The organism is Corynebacterium sp. HMSC06C06 (assembly GCF_001807295.1).
Lineage (GTDB): Bacteria > Actinomycetota > Actinomycetes > Mycobacteriales > Mycobacteriaceae > Corynebacterium > Corynebacterium striatum.
The window spans coordinates 1-13,466 of sequence record NZ_KV788471.1; the positions used below are offsets into that span (position 1 = coordinate 1).

15 protein-coding genes and 1 tRNA gene are annotated in these 13,466 nt (G+C 56.2%); 12 read left to right on the forward strand and 4 right to left on the reverse strand.

Going from position 1 to position 13,466, the window contains the following annotated elements; genetic code table 11:
• The first annotated feature begins 226 nt into the window (after positions 1-226).
• The 7 genes from HMPREF3153_RS01555 to HMPREF3153_RS01585 all read left to right on the forward strand — a co-directional run bounded on the left by HMPREF3153_RS01555 (position 227) and on the right by HMPREF3153_RS01585 (position 6,801).
• Positions 227-886 carry a septum formation initiator family protein gene (locus tag HMPREF3153_RS01555; protein WP_046645434.1) on the forward strand — a complete coding sequence of 220 codons (660 nt, stop codon included), beginning with the start codon at positions 227-229 and terminating at the stop codon, positions 884-886.
• An 87-nt stretch (positions 887-973) separates the two neighbouring features.
• Positions 974-1,522, forward strand: a complete 549-nt coding sequence (locus tag HMPREF3153_RS01560) for a DUF501 domain-containing protein (RefSeq protein WP_070419837.1) — start codon at positions 974-976, stop codon at positions 1,520-1,522.
• Between the two features lie 65 nt (positions 1,523-1,587).
• Positions 1,588-2,544 (forward strand): Ppx/GppA phosphatase family protein, encoded by a 957-nt coding sequence (locus HMPREF3153_RS01565; RefSeq protein ID WP_070419838.1) that lies wholly within the window; start codon positions 1,588-1,590, stop codon positions 2,542-2,544.
• A gap of 82 nt (positions 2,545-2,626) precedes the next feature.
• Positions 2,627-2,703, forward strand: a tRNA-Leu gene (locus HMPREF3153_RS01570).
• 348 nt (positions 2,704-3,051) lie between these two features.
• A complete protein-coding gene (locus HMPREF3153_RS01575; protein WP_005529976.1) occupies positions 3,052-3,894 on the forward strand; it encodes a Bax inhibitor-1/YccA family protein in 843 nt (280 codons plus the stop codon).
• A 396-nt stretch (positions 3,895-4,290) separates the two neighbouring features.
• Positions 4,291-5,019 carry a DUF3558 family protein gene (locus HMPREF3153_RS01580; RefSeq protein ID WP_070419839.1) on the forward strand — a complete coding sequence of 243 codons (729 nt, stop codon included), beginning with the start codon at positions 4,291-4,293 and terminating at the stop codon, positions 5,017-5,019.
• A gap of 18 nt (positions 5,020-5,037) precedes the next feature.
• Entirely contained in the window at positions 5,038-6,801 is a 1,764-nt protein-coding gene (locus HMPREF3153_RS01585; protein ID WP_246817144.1) for a hypothetical protein, read from the forward strand.
• Between the two features lie 61 nt (positions 6,802-6,862).
• On the opposite strand, the gene HMPREF3153_RS01590 is transcribed toward HMPREF3153_RS01585, so the two are convergent.
• The 3 genes from HMPREF3153_RS01590 to HMPREF3153_RS01600 form a co-directional block, all read right to left on the reverse strand.
• Positions 6,863-7,132 carry a hypothetical protein gene (locus tag HMPREF3153_RS01590; protein ID WP_005529970.1) on the reverse strand — a complete coding sequence of 90 codons (270 nt, stop codon included), beginning with the start codon at positions 7,130-7,132 and terminating at the stop codon, positions 6,863-6,865.
• A gap of 43 nt (positions 7,133-7,175) precedes the next feature.
• Positions 7,176-7,697: a transcription elongation factor GreA gene (gene greA, locus HMPREF3153_RS01595; RefSeq protein ID WP_046645439.1), complete on the reverse strand. Its 522-nt coding sequence runs from the start codon at positions 7,695-7,697 to the stop codon at positions 7,176-7,178.
• A gap of 250 nt (positions 7,698-7,947) precedes the next feature.
• Positions 7,948-8,433 (reverse strand): DUF4307 domain-containing protein, encoded by a 486-nt coding sequence (locus tag HMPREF3153_RS01600; protein WP_070419840.1) that lies wholly within the window; start codon positions 8,431-8,433, stop codon positions 7,948-7,950.
• Between the two features lie 92 nt (positions 8,434-8,525).
• On the opposite strand from HMPREF3153_RS01600, the gene mca reads away from it, so the two are divergent.
• From mca to HMPREF3153_RS01620, 4 genes are read left to right on the forward strand one after another with little or no spacing between them, the layout of a single operon-like run.
• The gene (mca, locus tag HMPREF3153_RS01605; protein WP_005529967.1) at positions 8,526-9,419 is read left to right on the forward strand and encodes a mycothiol conjugate amidase Mca; all 894 of its coding nucleotides are present in this window, start codon (positions 8,526-8,528) and stop codon (positions 9,417-9,419) included.
• 3 nt (positions 9,420-9,422) lie between these two features.
• The gene (locus HMPREF3153_RS01610) at positions 9,423-9,737 is read left to right on the forward strand and encodes a hypothetical protein (RefSeq protein ID WP_005529966.1); all 315 of its coding nucleotides are present in this window, start codon (positions 9,423-9,425) and stop codon (positions 9,735-9,737) included.
• A gap of 46 nt (positions 9,738-9,783) precedes the next feature.
• Positions 9,784-10,554 carry an isoprenyl transferase gene (locus HMPREF3153_RS01615; RefSeq protein WP_005529965.1) on the forward strand — a complete coding sequence of 257 codons (771 nt, stop codon included), beginning with the start codon at positions 9,784-9,786 and terminating at the stop codon, positions 10,552-10,554.
• Positions 10,555-10,560: 6 nt separating this feature from the next.
• Positions 10,561-11,088: a flavodoxin domain-containing protein gene (locus HMPREF3153_RS01620; protein WP_070419841.1), complete on the forward strand. Its 528-nt coding sequence runs from the start codon at positions 10,561-10,563 to the stop codon at positions 11,086-11,088.
• On the opposite strand, the gene coaA is transcribed toward HMPREF3153_RS01620, so the two are convergent.
• Entirely contained in the window at positions 11,085-12,011 is a 927-nt protein-coding gene (gene coaA, locus HMPREF3153_RS01625; RefSeq protein ID WP_046645443.1) for a type I pantothenate kinase, read from the reverse strand. The two genes, HMPREF3153_RS01620 and coaA, sit on opposite strands and share 4 nt — an antisense overlap.
• Positions 12,012-12,158: 147 nt before the next feature.
• Between coaA and glyA the strand changes: the two genes are divergently transcribed.
• Positions 12,159-13,460, forward strand: a complete 1,302-nt coding sequence (gene glyA, locus HMPREF3153_RS01630; RefSeq protein ID WP_070419842.1) for a serine hydroxymethyltransferase — start codon at positions 12,159-12,161, stop codon at positions 13,458-13,460.
• Positions 13,461-13,466: the final 6 nt, after the last annotated feature.

A 13,466-nucleotide genomic window follows, 5' to 3' on the forward strand; every position in this document is an offset into this window, starting at 1 on the left:
CTCCGTGACCAAAAACTCCATAGACATCACACTTTCAGGGCTAATTCCTCGGGGCTAGCGCCCCAGAGTTAATTGCCTTTGAGCGTTAACGACGCCGCCGTCCGCAGGTAATTCCTCCCATTCAAGGAGGGACCGCCGCGGGCGGCGCTTCTTTTTGTGAGAATTTACTCCAATCACACGCGCGTCACCCGTTTCAAACAGTGCCCGCCGCTAGGATAGGAACCCTATGGCACGCCAGAATCACACTTCCAAGAAATCCCGGACCACTGTTCCAGTGGTTTCGCGTGCCACTAGACAGCGAGAAGCCGCGGCTAAGGCGAAAGCCAAGGGGGCGTCGCAACGCATTAAGTCAATGGGCCGCATGGATATTGTTGGCTTTGCCGTAATTCTCGTGGTTGTGCTAATCGTGCTGCTCACCATCGCGGTGCCATTGCGCAACTATTATCACGTGCGTTCTGAAACAGCCCGGCTCGAGCGATCCATTGCCGCAAAGCAAGCGGAAAAGGAAGAGCTGCTGGAAGAGATTGATAAGTACCGCTCCGAGGACTACTTGCAGCAGGAAGCGCGTCGCCGTTTTGGCGTTATTGCGGAGGGCGAGACCGCATACCGCATCATGGATAACCGGATGAATCACAACAATACGGTGACTACCGACAGGCTGAGCGATGTAGATTCTCGTCCGTGGTATGAAATTCTTTGGGGGTCTATCTCTGAAGATGAAGACACAAGCGTGACGGGGTCGACAAACACCGATCCAGGACACCTGCCGACGGTTGCGCCGTCGTCTGGCCCGGAGGCAGTGCCGGGGCAGGAAGTCCCTGCTGGCGACGGTGAGCCTGCAGTTCCAGGAGCTCCCGCAGCGCCGGCAGCTCCTGCAGCGCAGTAGCGCTTTGTAGCCTACAACCGTGGAGTTTTGTGGTCGCAGTGAATCCTAAGCGTCTTAGAGTTGCACTGGCATGAGACAATAGCGGTCATGACCGTCAACGATGCAGATCTCGAAATTGTTAAAGAGCAACTTGGCCGCGCTCCGCGTGGTGTGCTCGACATTGCTTATCGCACGCCGGACAACCAGCCGGCCGTGGTGAAGACTTCCCCAAAACTACCTGACGGCACGCCATTTCCTACCCTCTACTACTTGACTGACCCGCGCCTGACTGCGGAGGCTTCGCGCCTCGAGGTAGCTCACGTTATGAAGTGGATGGAAGCTCGATTGGCAGAGGATAAGGAACTAGCTGAAGATTACAAGCGTGCGCACGAGTATTTCCTCACCAAGCGCAACGAAATCGAGGACCTGGGAACCACCTTTTCCGGCGGTGGCATGCCTGATCGCGTGAAGTGTCTCCACGTGCTTATCGCGTATGCCCTCGCTGAGGGGCCACAGCACTTCCGTTTGGGCACGGAGGCAGTTGCATTGGCAGCAGACCACGGCCGACTGCGTGGCACTGCTATTCCGCAAGAATGGCCCACCACCGAGGATCTCGGTATCGACTTGAGCCAGTTCGATTTCTCGAACGCCGAGTAGCACACGCGTAATAAGAACCCCGTTGCTGCCAACGCACACTTAATTTTTGAAGGGAAAGAGTTTCAATGACTCGCGTCGCCGCCGTTGATTGCGGAACCAACTCAATTCGACTCCTCATCTGTGAGGTTCAGGAAGACGGAAAGATTCGTGACATCGTACGCACGATGGAAATCGTCCGCTTAGGCCAAGGAGTTGACGCAACAGGGGAGTTCGCTGCTGAAGCTCTGGAGCGTACTCGCGTGGCGCTCGAAGGCTACGTCCAGCAGATGAAGTTCGAGAATGTCAAACGTGTGCGCATGGTGGCTACATCCGCTACGCGCGATGTAAAGAACCAGCGTGAATTCTTCGACATGACGGCGCAGCTGCTTGGCCAAATCCAACAAGGGGCACAGGCCGAGGTCATCACCGGCGAAGAAGAGGCTTTGTTGTCTTTCAAGGGAGCGGTCACTGACTTGGCGTCACATAAGGGACCATTCTGCGTCATCGATCTCGGCGGCGGTTCTACCGAGTTCGTGGTGGGAACAGCAGAAGGTGAGATCCTGGGTGCGCACTCGGCACAGATGGGTTGTGTTCGCTTGACTGAGCGCATCATGAGGACGGATCCGCCGACGGAAGCAGAGGTTGAGATCGCCGCTGACTACGTGGAACAGCGTATGCAGGAAGTAGAGAAGATCGTTCCGATTTCGGACGCACAGACCTTTGTGGGCTGTGCTGGTACCTTCACCACTCTGTCAGCCTTGGCACAGGGTCTAGAGCGCTACGACGCCGATGCTATCCATGGTTCTGAGCTGCGCTTTGATGCGCTGCGTGTGCTGACGCGTCAATTGATGGGCGTGCCTTCCGACGTCCGCGCGCTTAACCCAGTCATTCATCCTGGTCGTGCCGACGTTATTGGTGGCGGATCGGTGGCTGTTGAGGGAATTATCCGAATGATTGAACGTAACAGTGATGCAAAGTCCTTCTTCATTAGTGAGAAGGACATCCTCGATGGGATCGTTGTCGGTATTGCGGCTGACCTGTAAGTATCGCTAACGCCATCCCTCTCGGGTACCCCACTGTCGGCGTGTGCATGTGGGGTGCCTTAAAATAGGAGCACACCTTAAAGCCCCTATAGCCCAATCGGCAGAGGCAGTTGACTTAAAATCAATTCAGTGTGGGTTCGAGTCCCACTGGGGGCACCAAATTTGTAGGTCATGGACTTTTGTCCATGACCTTTTGCTCTGCAGAACCAGTTTGCATTTGTGCGCTAAACCTGTCATTTCGTGAATTGGGTGAGGTGGGACGTCGGAAAGCGCGTGCGCAATGAACCCCAAGCGTAACGATAAGTGAAACCCGGGATTTCGATTCCCCGAGGCACTGCAAAATAGTTCAAAGTAAAATCGTACGGCTGGGAACTTTTGAAGTATTGCACGCGTTGAACTTAGTGGAATCTTAAATGAAACCGCTTGGCCCAAATGGTGCGTGATTACTGTTAGGCTGGGCGTTCGCTAACCCTAGTGACTAAACCTGTGAAAGGAATCGGTACCTCAATGCGTTCAAGCAACCCGGTAATGAACTCTTTGACGAAGAGTCAAGGAACTTCTACCAACCCGTTCGGTAACAACAACCCTTACGATGCTGGCCAGAATGTAAACTCATTTGGCCAGCAGGGATATGGACAATCAGCCGGTCAGACTTCTGAGCGACCAATGACTGTCGACGACGTTGTTACTAAGACCGGCATTACGCTCGCGGTGTTGATCGTCTTTGCAGTTGCCAACTTCTTCATCGGCACTCAGGTCAACTATGGTGCGGCAATCTTGTTGACTGTAGTTGGTGGCTTGGGCAGCTTCATCGTCACGCTAATTGCTGCGTTTAGTAAGAAGTTCGGCTCTGCGCCGCTGACGCTTACCTACGCTGTACTCGATGGCTTCTTTGTTGGTGGCTTCTCGCTTCTTTTTGCTGGCGTTAACGTTGCCGGTTCTGACGGTATGGCACTTATCGGCCAAGCAATCATGGGTACCGTTGGCGTATTCATCGGCATGCTTGTCATCTACAAGACTGGCGCTGTGAAGGTCACCCCGAAGTTCAACAAGATCATGTTCGGTCTTATCGCTGGTGTGGCGGTTCTGGCTCTGGGTAACTTCATCGGTGCTATCTTCTTCGGGTTTAGCCCACTGCGCGATGGCGGCGCGATTGCCATCATCTTCTCTTTGGTCTGCATCGTGCTTGCAGCGATGTCCTTCCTTACGGACTTCGACCACGCTGACCGTCTTATCCGACTTGGCGCTCCGTCCAAGACTGCATGGGGCGTTGCACTCGGCCTGACTGTCACCTTGGTCTGGCTCTACACTGAGATTCTGCGCCTGCTGTCCTATTTCCAAGACCGCTAACGGTGTTCTGAATAAAGTAGCTTTTCTTAGACCCCAGCTTCCAAGGCGAGCCCTTGGCGGCTGGGGTTTCTTATATGAGCGGTAGGGCATAAGTCTGCTAAGTAACATTCTTGTAATTCGGGTGTAGAAATGGGGGAATCAATAAATGGTTGAGAGTTCATGGTTTTCCAACTCTTTTACAGCCTTTTCATATGATTTGAGCAGGAAATTTTTCCCATTTTGAGGTTTAGGTAAGTCATCTTTATGTCGTAGAAGACGCCCCGAATTTGACCCAATTCACAACTTGACGCGACAGGCCGCGCAGATTCGTGCATCCTATTTGCGGGAGGCGGCAAGCGGCTAGCAGCCACAACAGCGGCCTTCCGACTCGTCATTGAAGTCTGATGAAGGGTGATCATGAAGCAGCAGGGGATTGTTGTAGCGCTGATTGTCAGCATGGGGGTGCTGACGGGCTGCGCTATAGGACTTGCTCCATGGAGCGCGAAAGAAAACCAGCCAGATACCGTAAAGGAGGCGGGGGACACTTTCGGCACAAGTATGGACAAGGCGGCAGAAAACGCCGACAATCCGGGGGACGCTGTGGAAGCTACCGGGGATGGGGGATTCATCGATTCCAATGGCACGAGCGACAGCGGTGATGCTGGTGCGGATTCCAGCATCACCGCAAAGGGGGAGGGGAACGGCGTTCTGCCCCCGCTCGGCGACTTCGACCGCACGGACCCGGACTTTGACCTGTTCGACCCGTGCACCGAAATACCCGCCGAAAAGCTCGCTGAAGCCGGCCTAGGGCGGAGACTAGAAAGGGGGTTCAATTTTACGGATTCTGTGATGTGCGTTTTTTCTTTAGTCGAGGAACAAGAAAATGGTGGTGTGGTCGGCTTGTCCTCAAGCGACGTATCTATGTCCGACCATGAGCTGAAGAATGGTTCCCGCGTGTTATATGAAAGTCGGACGACGGGGGCGATAGCGTTCGAGAGTCCATTTGGGGGCGACAATAACTGCACTTTATCTCTTGACACAAAAAGAGGACATGTCAGTGTTGGGTATACGTATGCCGGAAACCAAAAGACTTTTCTAGAAAAGTGCTTAGCTGCTGAGGGCGTACTTGGGACGCTCTTGTTTTAAATACAGTACGGGGGATAAATGAAAATTAACATTGAAGGCTTGAACTCGGCGAATCAGGTGATTTTGGGGCTAGCTCGTCGTAGTGCGAGCGCTGTCGGTATGGCGACTTCGCCAATCGACGGAAGCTTTTCGAGTGTGCATGGTGTTGGGGATGTGGGCACGATTCATCAGAGGGTGATCGCTAATGATCCTGGCTCGGCAAGTAACTCATTGAAGGCATTTGATCAACAGCTTCAGTGGCTGGCAGACACGCTGCAAGCTGACGCTAATGGCTTCGAATCACAAGATTTAGCGAATAGCCGGGGGCTTGATATCGCTGACGCCGGTGGTTCAGTTGAGGGCGAAGCAATGCCGGTGATGAACCAACCGGAACCTGGATATAGTCCTTTCGGGTTTACGACGCCCGTGGTGAATGTAGGCAATAACCTTCTTGGCCTTGCAATGGATTTGCTCAATACGAAAATCTGGAGTGTCTCAGAAACCAATTCACGGTGGAAGAGCCTCGCCGACGAGGTCACGGCAATTGTTGATGGATTGAATGAGGCGGCTTCTTCGCTGGAATCCGAAAATGATAGTGAAGCAACCGCGCGGGCAGCACAAAAGATCCGATCTGTGGCGGAATCAGGTAATCACTTCATCGCTAATGCTGAGGTGATGAGCCAGAAGCTTTTCGGCTTCCAAGCCAACCTGATGGCGTCGCAGCCCAAAGCAATGTCCTTGGCCATGTCCGCGATGGCGATTCCTGATCCAGCAGCACGCAAGGCCGCCGAGCAGGCAGGTCTGGCGTTTATGCAAAACGCACTCCAAACCCAAGTGGTTGCCGCGATGCCTTTCCAGCATGCGCTAATGACAACCATGCCACCGTCAGGCGGCGGCGATGTAAGCAGCCAATTTGGTGGCGTAAATGGCAATGGCCAACGTTTCGACACCAACACGGTCGTATGGCCGCGAAGGATTGCAGAAGCAATCGCTAGCGGGAAATTGGGCCCTGGCTCTTTTGGAATCGTCGATGGTCAGGTCGAAGGGCTGGAAGGCCTTGGGATGACAGATTCTGAGATCCAAAAGTTTAACCAAGACCTGCTCAACGGTGGCAGGGCGTCGCTAGCGCAGCTTGGTGCGCCGATCTCAGCAGCAGACCTTGCTACTAGTGGTGCCAATGCCAGCACATCGGTAGGCGCGCCGACAGGCCACACCATGGCTGGTTTGGGTGGGGTTGGCGCCCTCCCGCAGAGTACTGGCGCCAACCAACACATCAATCCAGCGACGCTTGCAGCCAATAGCGGTGCGGGGCTAACACCAGCGAATTCACATGTGGGAGTTCCCGCCATGATTGGCGCACCAGCAAGCAAGAGCTACGGTTCTGGTAAGCATGCCCTGGGGCTAAGCAACACGGGTGCGCTAAATCAAGGCAATGGAGCCGGTGTACCTGGGGCATTTAGCACCGGAAGCGGAGCGGGCGGAGGTGCACTTGCCGGTTCGGCGGGCACGGCGGGCGCTCGTGGTGGATCGCTCAGCACAGGAAGCATCGGCAATGGTTCGCACATGGGAGGTGGCACCAACACAACCCTGACTGCGGCACGTGGGGGAGCCGCTGCTCGTGGCACCATGGGGCGCGGGATGATGCCCATGATGGCCGGGATGGGGCGTGGTGGTGGCGAAGATCGACGTATCAAGTCAGTCACCAGCAAAGTCGAAAGCGACCCAAATCGACGGGATCTATTAGGGGAGCCGCCAGCCGCACTGCCCGGCGTCATCGGAGCATGGGCACGTGAAGAAGGATAGAACCGACTCGGACTAAAAAGAATGGCGCCCATGCACAGTGCATGGGCGCCATTTCTTAGTTTTACAGAGCCGGTACTACCTGAGTCTCAACCACGACGTTCGGGTTAGCAGCAGCAGACTCGGAAGCAGCCGGATTGTTTGCCGCGGTGCTTTCGGATGCCTCGCTCGAAGACGTGGACTCAGCAGGCTTCGGAGCCTTGCCAGTGTAGGTGGAAGCGTTGTCGATCTTCTCGCTGGTGGAATCCTGCTCGTTCGGTGGGTGGCAAGCTGCCAGAGACAGACCTGCAGCGAATACCAAACCGGCGGTTGCGAAGCGGGAGAACTTCTTCATGGGTGCTCTTTCTCCAGAATGAGTTGAAACTAAGAATATGAAATTAGGACTCGCGTGGAGTTGCGGCCTTAGCTGAATCATACGGCGCTGCGGATTCCACCGTGACCGAAATGGTCTTGCCATTTGGTGCGGTGTACTCGCGGGTCTCACCTTCTTGCGCTCCGATCAGGGCAGCACCCAGCGGGGACTGCTCAGAGTAGGTTTCAAGATCCTTGTTGTCAGAAGCAGCAGCGCGGGTACCGATGAGGAAGGTTTCCTTATCGTCCTTGTCACCGTTGTAGTAAACGTGCACCACGGAACCGATGGCGGCAACACCCTCCTGGATAGCGGTGCGCTCAGTGGTGGCGTTTGCCAGAACCTCAGAGATCTGCTTGATGCGGGCCTCTTCCTGGTCCTGCATCTCGCGGGCTGCGTCGTAGCCAGCGTTCTCCTTAAGGTCGCCTTCTTCGCGTCGCTCGTTGATTTCCGCAGCGACTACCGGGCGGTGGTCAATTAGAGCTTGCAGCTCTGCTTCAAGCTTGGCCTTGGTTTCCGGGGTGATGTACTGCTTCTGCTGCTCAGCCATAGTGCAACCTTCCGTAAAGCGGGGAGAATTCAAAATATTGCGGGCCTTGCACAATTGCAGGCCCACCTAATGGAAAAGGTCAGCTCCCACCGTGCAAACTCGCAGGAGGTGCGACCTATCCTAAGCGCTACAAATCCTAGCACACGCGGGTGATTATCACGGCGTCGCCTAGCGCAACAGCGCGAGAAGCTGTTGTGGGATAGAACCGTTGTGAGGCGGCTTTGCTGCTGTGCTGAGCAGATGAGCCGGTTTAGTTAGTGGACTGCTCCACATAGTCCGGGTTATTCATGTTGAGATAGCTCGGCACGTTGCCCGAACAACCGTAAACGCCGCCGGCTACCGCGCGGTGGTTAGTGGGGACGTCGACAGCAATGCGTTGCACCTCAGCGCCGCCGGCAGGAACAGCAAATTCGCGGCGGCCCACCTCAGCCTTGGAGTAATCGAAGGCCTGGACAATGCAGTACGCGTCCTCATCGATGTGGTTGCGGGTGACGTCAGCCCAGACGCGGATGGAGTCGTCGGACAGTACCTCGTGCGTGACGTAGGAGATGCTGGCGTTGACCTCCTCGCGCTTTTGGAAGTACTGGACACCATAAAAAATCGCGGCGATGAACATTGCCGCGAAAACGAGCACAATGGCCTTATTAGTAAAGCTTGAGGTCTTAGTCGCAGAGTTGTCTGCCGAGGGGCGGGCACCGTAGCGAGCACCTGAACGAGGGGTACCGGCGGAAGTCATAGTCAATAGTCTATCCAACACTCAAGATTTTCAAACTATCCACTACACTGGACCCCTGTTCCTATACCAGTGCTAGAGGAGATGAACCCACAGTGAGCGACAAGCGCCTGCTAGCCATCCACGCGCACCCCGATGATGAATCCTCCAAGGGTGCCGCCACTACAGCTAAGTATGCAGCCGAGGGCGCAGAAGTGCTCGTTCTTACCTGCACCGGCGGCGAGCGCGGTGACGTTATTAATCCCGCCATGGATAAGCCAGGCGTTAAAGAAAATATGGGAGCCATCCGCCACGAAGAGATGGCACAAGCCGCGAAGGCTCTCGGCGTTAAGCACCAGTGGCTCGGCCATGTTGACTCTGGTCTCCCCGGTGGTGATCCATTCGATCCGGAACTTAAGAGATTGCTGCCCGAGGGCTGTTTTGCTCTCATCCCAGACGATGAGGTAGCGCAAGAGCTAGTGAAGACGATTCGCGAGTTCCGCCCCCAGGTCATCATCACCTACGACGAGATTGGCGGCTACCCGCACCCAGATCACCTCATGGTGCACCGCGCATCCATGATTGCCTGGGAGAAGGCAGGAGATCCGTCCTACCACCCAGGGCTCGGCGAGCCATGGGAGCCACAGAAGCTTTACTACACTCACGGATTTGTCTATCAGCGCATGAAGCTCTTCCACGACCTTCTCGAGGAAGAAGGCAAGTCCAGCCCGTACGGCCCCATGCTCGCGCGATGGGACACAGCATTCGGCGACATTATGGCAAGAGTGACCACTCAGGTTGAGTGTGCAGACTACTTCCAAAACCGTGATGACGCCCTGCGTGCGCATGCGACGCAGATCGATCCGGCCGGCGCGTTCTTGGCCACATCCGTAGAGGTCCAGCAGCGCCTGTGGCCAACGGAGGAGTTCGAGCTTGCGCAGACTCGTGTGTCGACTGAGCTTCCAGAAAGCGATTTATTTGCAGGAATTACTGAAGTGGGGGAGTCTTAAGATATGAGCGCAATTGATTCGCTAGTTCTTGCTGCAAGTGACATCCAGACCAATGTCTTTTTCCTTGCCCAGGGTGCAAAGGAAGGCCCCATGGGCCCAGAGTTCGGTAAAGCTTCACCTATCGGCCTGTTGATCCTCGCCCTGATGGGCGCGGCCGTCCTGTTTGCTGGCTGGAACTTCCACCGCCGCTACTCCCGTTTCCGCCGTCGCACCATGTTTGCTCAAGACCATGGCATTGATCCTTTCGACGACGAAGCCGTCGATGCGGCAATGAAGGAAGCCGGTGTATTTGACAACAGTAAGCGTTCTTTCTTGTAGGCGAAGTTCTATGCGTCGAAACCGGAATGTTGTGTAAGGAAAAATAGTGAGCTTCCTGAGCCAGTTGCTGTACCCCGTCTATGAGGCACGTTTGGCGCGCGCGATTAAAGGAAAACCGCAGCCACGCCACGTAGCCATCATGGCGGACGGAAACCGCCGCTGGGCTCGGGAAGCCGGCTTTACTGATATCAGCCACGGTCACAGGCAGGGCGCAAAAAAGATCAGTGAGATGATCTCGTGGTGCAAAGACACTGACATTGAGGTCGTCACCATCTATCTGCTGTCCACGGAGAATCTTAAGCGCAGCACCCAAGAAGTGCAGCTGCTCTTCGACATCATCTCCGACGTGGTAAAGCACCTGTCCGAGGGGGACTTGGACTGCCAAATCCGACTCGTTGGACACCTTGATTTATTACCTGCTGAGGTTACCGAGAAGATGCGCGCCGCAGCGCAGGCCACCGAGGACAACAAGGGCGTCATCGTCAACATCGCCGTGGGCTATGGTGGCCGCCAGGAAATCGTCGACGCCGTCCAAAATCTCATCCGCGACGAGGCTCAGAAGGGGCATAGTACAGAGGAAATCGCCGACTCGGTGACCGCAGATGCCATCACTAGCCACCTCTACACCAAGGGGCTGCCGGACCCAGATCTGGTCATCCGCACCTCCGGTGAACAGCGTCTTTCCGGATTCTTGCTCTGGCAGGCGGCATACTCCGAGATCTGGTTTACTGACACTTATTGGCCGGCATTCCGCCGCGTCGATTTCCTCCGAGCGCTGCGTGATTACTCGCAACGCTCTCGCCGTTTCGGAAAGTAGGTCTCCATGACCACCGTAATCTTCGACTCTGTTTACGGTTCTACCCAGCGCTACGCCCAGGAACTGGCAAATCAGCTCAACGCCGAAATCTTGCCGCTCGCTGACGCTAAGAATCAAACACACCTGGACAAGCTGGGCGTCGACAAGCAACCGCTCATCGTCATGTCCCCGGTGCATGGCCCATCGATTACCGCCGCCGATTTTGTAAAGAAGCATGACTTTGGTGACCGCCCAGTGGCCGTCGTGGTCGTTGGGATGACGCTGCTTGAGGAAGCGCGCGCGAAGGACCAACTCGCGATTCCGCTGGCGAAAAAGCCCGCCGTCGAGCACTTTTATTTGCCAGGTCGGCTGAACTATTCGGAGCTAAAGTTCAAACACAAGATGATCATGAAGACCATGATCGCCGCGCTGCGTCAGAAGAAGGACCGTACCCCGAACGAGCAGAACATGGTCGATTGCTACGAGCGCGACGTCGATGAGACCAACTTTGCGGAGCTGGCGCCCATCGTTCAATGGGCACAGCGCAACTCCTAAAGCTTGCGCATGCGCACCTTTTCCACCAAATGGTGTGAGCCTTTGCGCAGTACGAGTGAGGCGCGGGGACGCGTGGGCAGAATATTTTCCACAAGATTTGGCAAGTTGATGGACTGCCAAATCTCGCGGGCCTGCGCGCGGGCCTCGCTGTCATCCATCTCCGCATAGGACGCGAAGTGCGCGCCCGGCTCACGGAACGCGGTGTGGCGTAGGTGGAGGAAGCGCTCGATGTACCAATGCTCAATGTCGTCCACCCGCGCGTCGACGTAGACGGAGAAGTCGAACAGATCCGAGACCATCAAGGTAGGGCCCGTCTGCAGGACGTTGAGGCCCTCCAGAATCAGGATGTCGGGACGGCGCACCACCTGGTATTCATCAGGCAAAATGTCGTAGGAAATGTGCGAATACACTGGCGCCTTGACCTCAGCCTTGCCGGACTTCACGTCGGTGACAAAACGCATGAGTTTGCGGCGGTCATAGGTCTCTGGAAAACCTTTACGCTGCATGAGGCCGCGCTCGTTGAGAATATCCGCGGGGTAGAGGAAGCCATCGGTGGTGACCAGATCCACTTTCGGGTGGGAATCCCAACGCTGGAGCAGCAATTGGAGTACACGGGCGGTGGTGGATTTACCTACAGCCACCGAACCCGCGATGCCTATGACGAAAGGAACGTGGGCGGGGTCGTTGCCCAAGAATTCTTCGGTGGCGGCGGTCAGTTCCTGGCGTGCTGCGACCTGCAAGTGAATAAGACGCGACAGTGGAAGGTAGACGTCAGCGACCTCGTCGAGGTCAATGCGATCGCCGATACCGCGAAGCGCCTCAACTTCCGTGGCGGTAAGAACCTGGGGCATCGACAAGCGTCGCTGGCGCCAGGTTTCGCGGTCAAAGTCGAGGTAGGGACTGGTGTCGGTAATACGCGCCATTGCCTAATTGTCGCACTTCATCGGTTCTTGGTGAAAGTTGCATGTATTTAGTGGCTGCAACAGCCCCCGCGTGGGGGCGTGGCAGTTAATATGTAGAGCAGGTTTGAACCGACCTTGTAAGCAACCGAGAAGGGAATCAACGCTTCCATGACTGCCAACAACTCCGCAGACGTGCGCTACCAAGAGATGCGCGAGCTGGACCCGGACGTATTTAACGCCATTAACGGCGAGATTGCCCGCCAGCGCGACACCCTTGAGATGATCGCATCTGAGAACTTCGTCCCACGTGCCGTTCTGCAGGCACAGGGTTCCGTCCTCACCAACAAATACGCTGAGGGCTACCCCGGGCGCCGCTACTACGGCGGTTGCGAGCACGTTGACGTCATCGAAGATCTGGCGCGTGACCGTGCCAAGGAGCTCTTCGGCGCTGAGTTCGCTAACGTCCAGCCGCACTCCGGTGCGCAGGCAAACGCTGCGGTTCTGTCCACCCTGGCGGAGCCGGGCGACAAGATCCTGGGTCTGTCCTTGGCACACGGTGGCCACCTCACTCACGGCATGAAGTTGAACTTCTCGGGCAAGCTGTACGACGTCGCCGCATATGAGGTTGACCCAGAGACCATGCGCATCGACATGGACAAGCTGCGCGAGCAGGCCATCAAGGAGCAACCGAAGGTCATCATCGCCGGCTGGTCCGCATACCCGCGCACCCTGGATTTTGCGGCCTTCCGCTCCATCGCCGACGAAGTTGGCGCCAAGCTGTGGGTGGACATGGCCCACTTCGCTGGTCTGGTTGCTGCAGGCCTGCACCCATCTCCAGTTCCGCACGCTGACGTTGTCTCCACCACGGTTCACAAGACCTTGGGCGGCCCACGCTCCGGTCTGATCCTAGCTAAGCAGGACTACGCTAAGAAGATTAACTCCAACGTCTTCCCAGGTCAGCAGGGCGGCCCACTGATGCACGTCATCGCTGCTAAGGCTATTGCTTTGAAGATCGCCGCTTCGGAGGAGTTCAAGAACCGCCAGGAGCGTACCCTCGAGGGCGCACGCATCCTTGCTGAGCGTCTGACCGCTGCTGACGCAAAGGCTGCCGGCGTGGACGTTCTGACCGGCGGTACCGACGTGCACCTGGTTCTGGCTGATCTGCGCAACTCTGAGCTCGACGGTCAGCAGGCTGAGGACCTCCTCCACGAGGTGGGCATCACCGTGAACCGTAACGCTGTGCCGAACGATCCTCGCCCGCCGATGGTTACTTCCGGCCTGCGTATCGGTACCCCGGCACTTGCTACCCGTGGCCTGGACGCAGCTGCGTTCACTGAGGTTGCTGACATCATTGGTACCGCTCTGGCGCAGGGCAAGAACGCTGATGTTGAGACCCTGCGCGGACGCGTTGCCAAGATCGCTGAGCAGTACCCGCTCTACGATGGCCTCGAGGACTGGAAGCTCGTCTAAAAGCTT

What these genes read in the sequence shown, in the direction of transcription:
- HMPREF3153_RS01600 (WP_070419840.1), bottom strand. Translation starts at nt 8,433, where the DNA reads ATGACTTCCGCCGGTACCCCTCGTTCAGGTGCTCGCTACGGTGCCCGC.
- glyA (WP_070419842.1), top strand. Translation starts at nt 12,159, where the DNA reads ATGACTGCCAACAACTCCGCAGACGTGCGCTACCAAGAGATGCGCGAG.
- HMPREF3153_RS01590 (WP_005529970.1), bottom strand. Translation starts at nt 7,132, where the DNA reads ATGAAGAAGTTCTCCCGCTTCGCAACCGCCGGTTTGGTATTCGCTGCA.
- HMPREF3153_RS01575 (WP_005529976.1), top strand. Translation starts at nt 3,052, where the DNA reads ATGCGTTCAAGCAACCCGGTAATGAACTCTTTGACGAAGAGTCAAGGA.
- greA (WP_046645439.1), bottom strand. Translation starts at nt 7,697, where the DNA reads ATGGCTGAGCAGCAGAAGCAGTACATCACCCCGGAAACCAAGGCCAAG.
- HMPREF3153_RS01580 (WP_070419839.1), top strand. Translation starts at nt 4,291, where the DNA reads ATGAAGCAGCAGGGGATTGTTGTAGCGCTGATTGTCAGCATGGGGGTG.
- HMPREF3153_RS01585 (WP_246817144.1), top strand. Translation starts at nt 5,038, where the DNA reads ATGAAAATTAACATTGAAGGCTTGAACTCGGCGAATCAGGTGATTTTG.
- coaA (WP_046645443.1), bottom strand. Translation starts at nt 12,011, where the DNA reads ATGGCGCGTATTACCGACACCAGTCCCTACCTCGACTTTGACCGCGAA.
- HMPREF3153_RS01565 (WP_070419838.1), top strand. Translation starts at nt 1,588, where the DNA reads ATGACTCGCGTCGCCGCCGTTGATTGCGGAACCAACTCAATTCGACTC.
- HMPREF3153_RS01555 (WP_046645434.1), top strand. Translation starts at nt 227, where the DNA reads ATGGCACGCCAGAATCACACTTCCAAGAAATCCCGGACCACTGTTCCA.
- HMPREF3153_RS01560 (WP_070419837.1), top strand. Translation starts at nt 974, where the DNA reads ATGACCGTCAACGATGCAGATCTCGAAATTGTTAAAGAGCAACTTGGC.
- HMPREF3153_RS01610 (WP_005529966.1), top strand. Translation starts at nt 9,423, where the DNA reads ATGAGCGCAATTGATTCGCTAGTTCTTGCTGCAAGTGACATCCAGACC.
- HMPREF3153_RS01620 (WP_070419841.1), top strand. Translation starts at nt 10,561, where the DNA reads ATGACCACCGTAATCTTCGACTCTGTTTACGGTTCTACCCAGCGCTAC.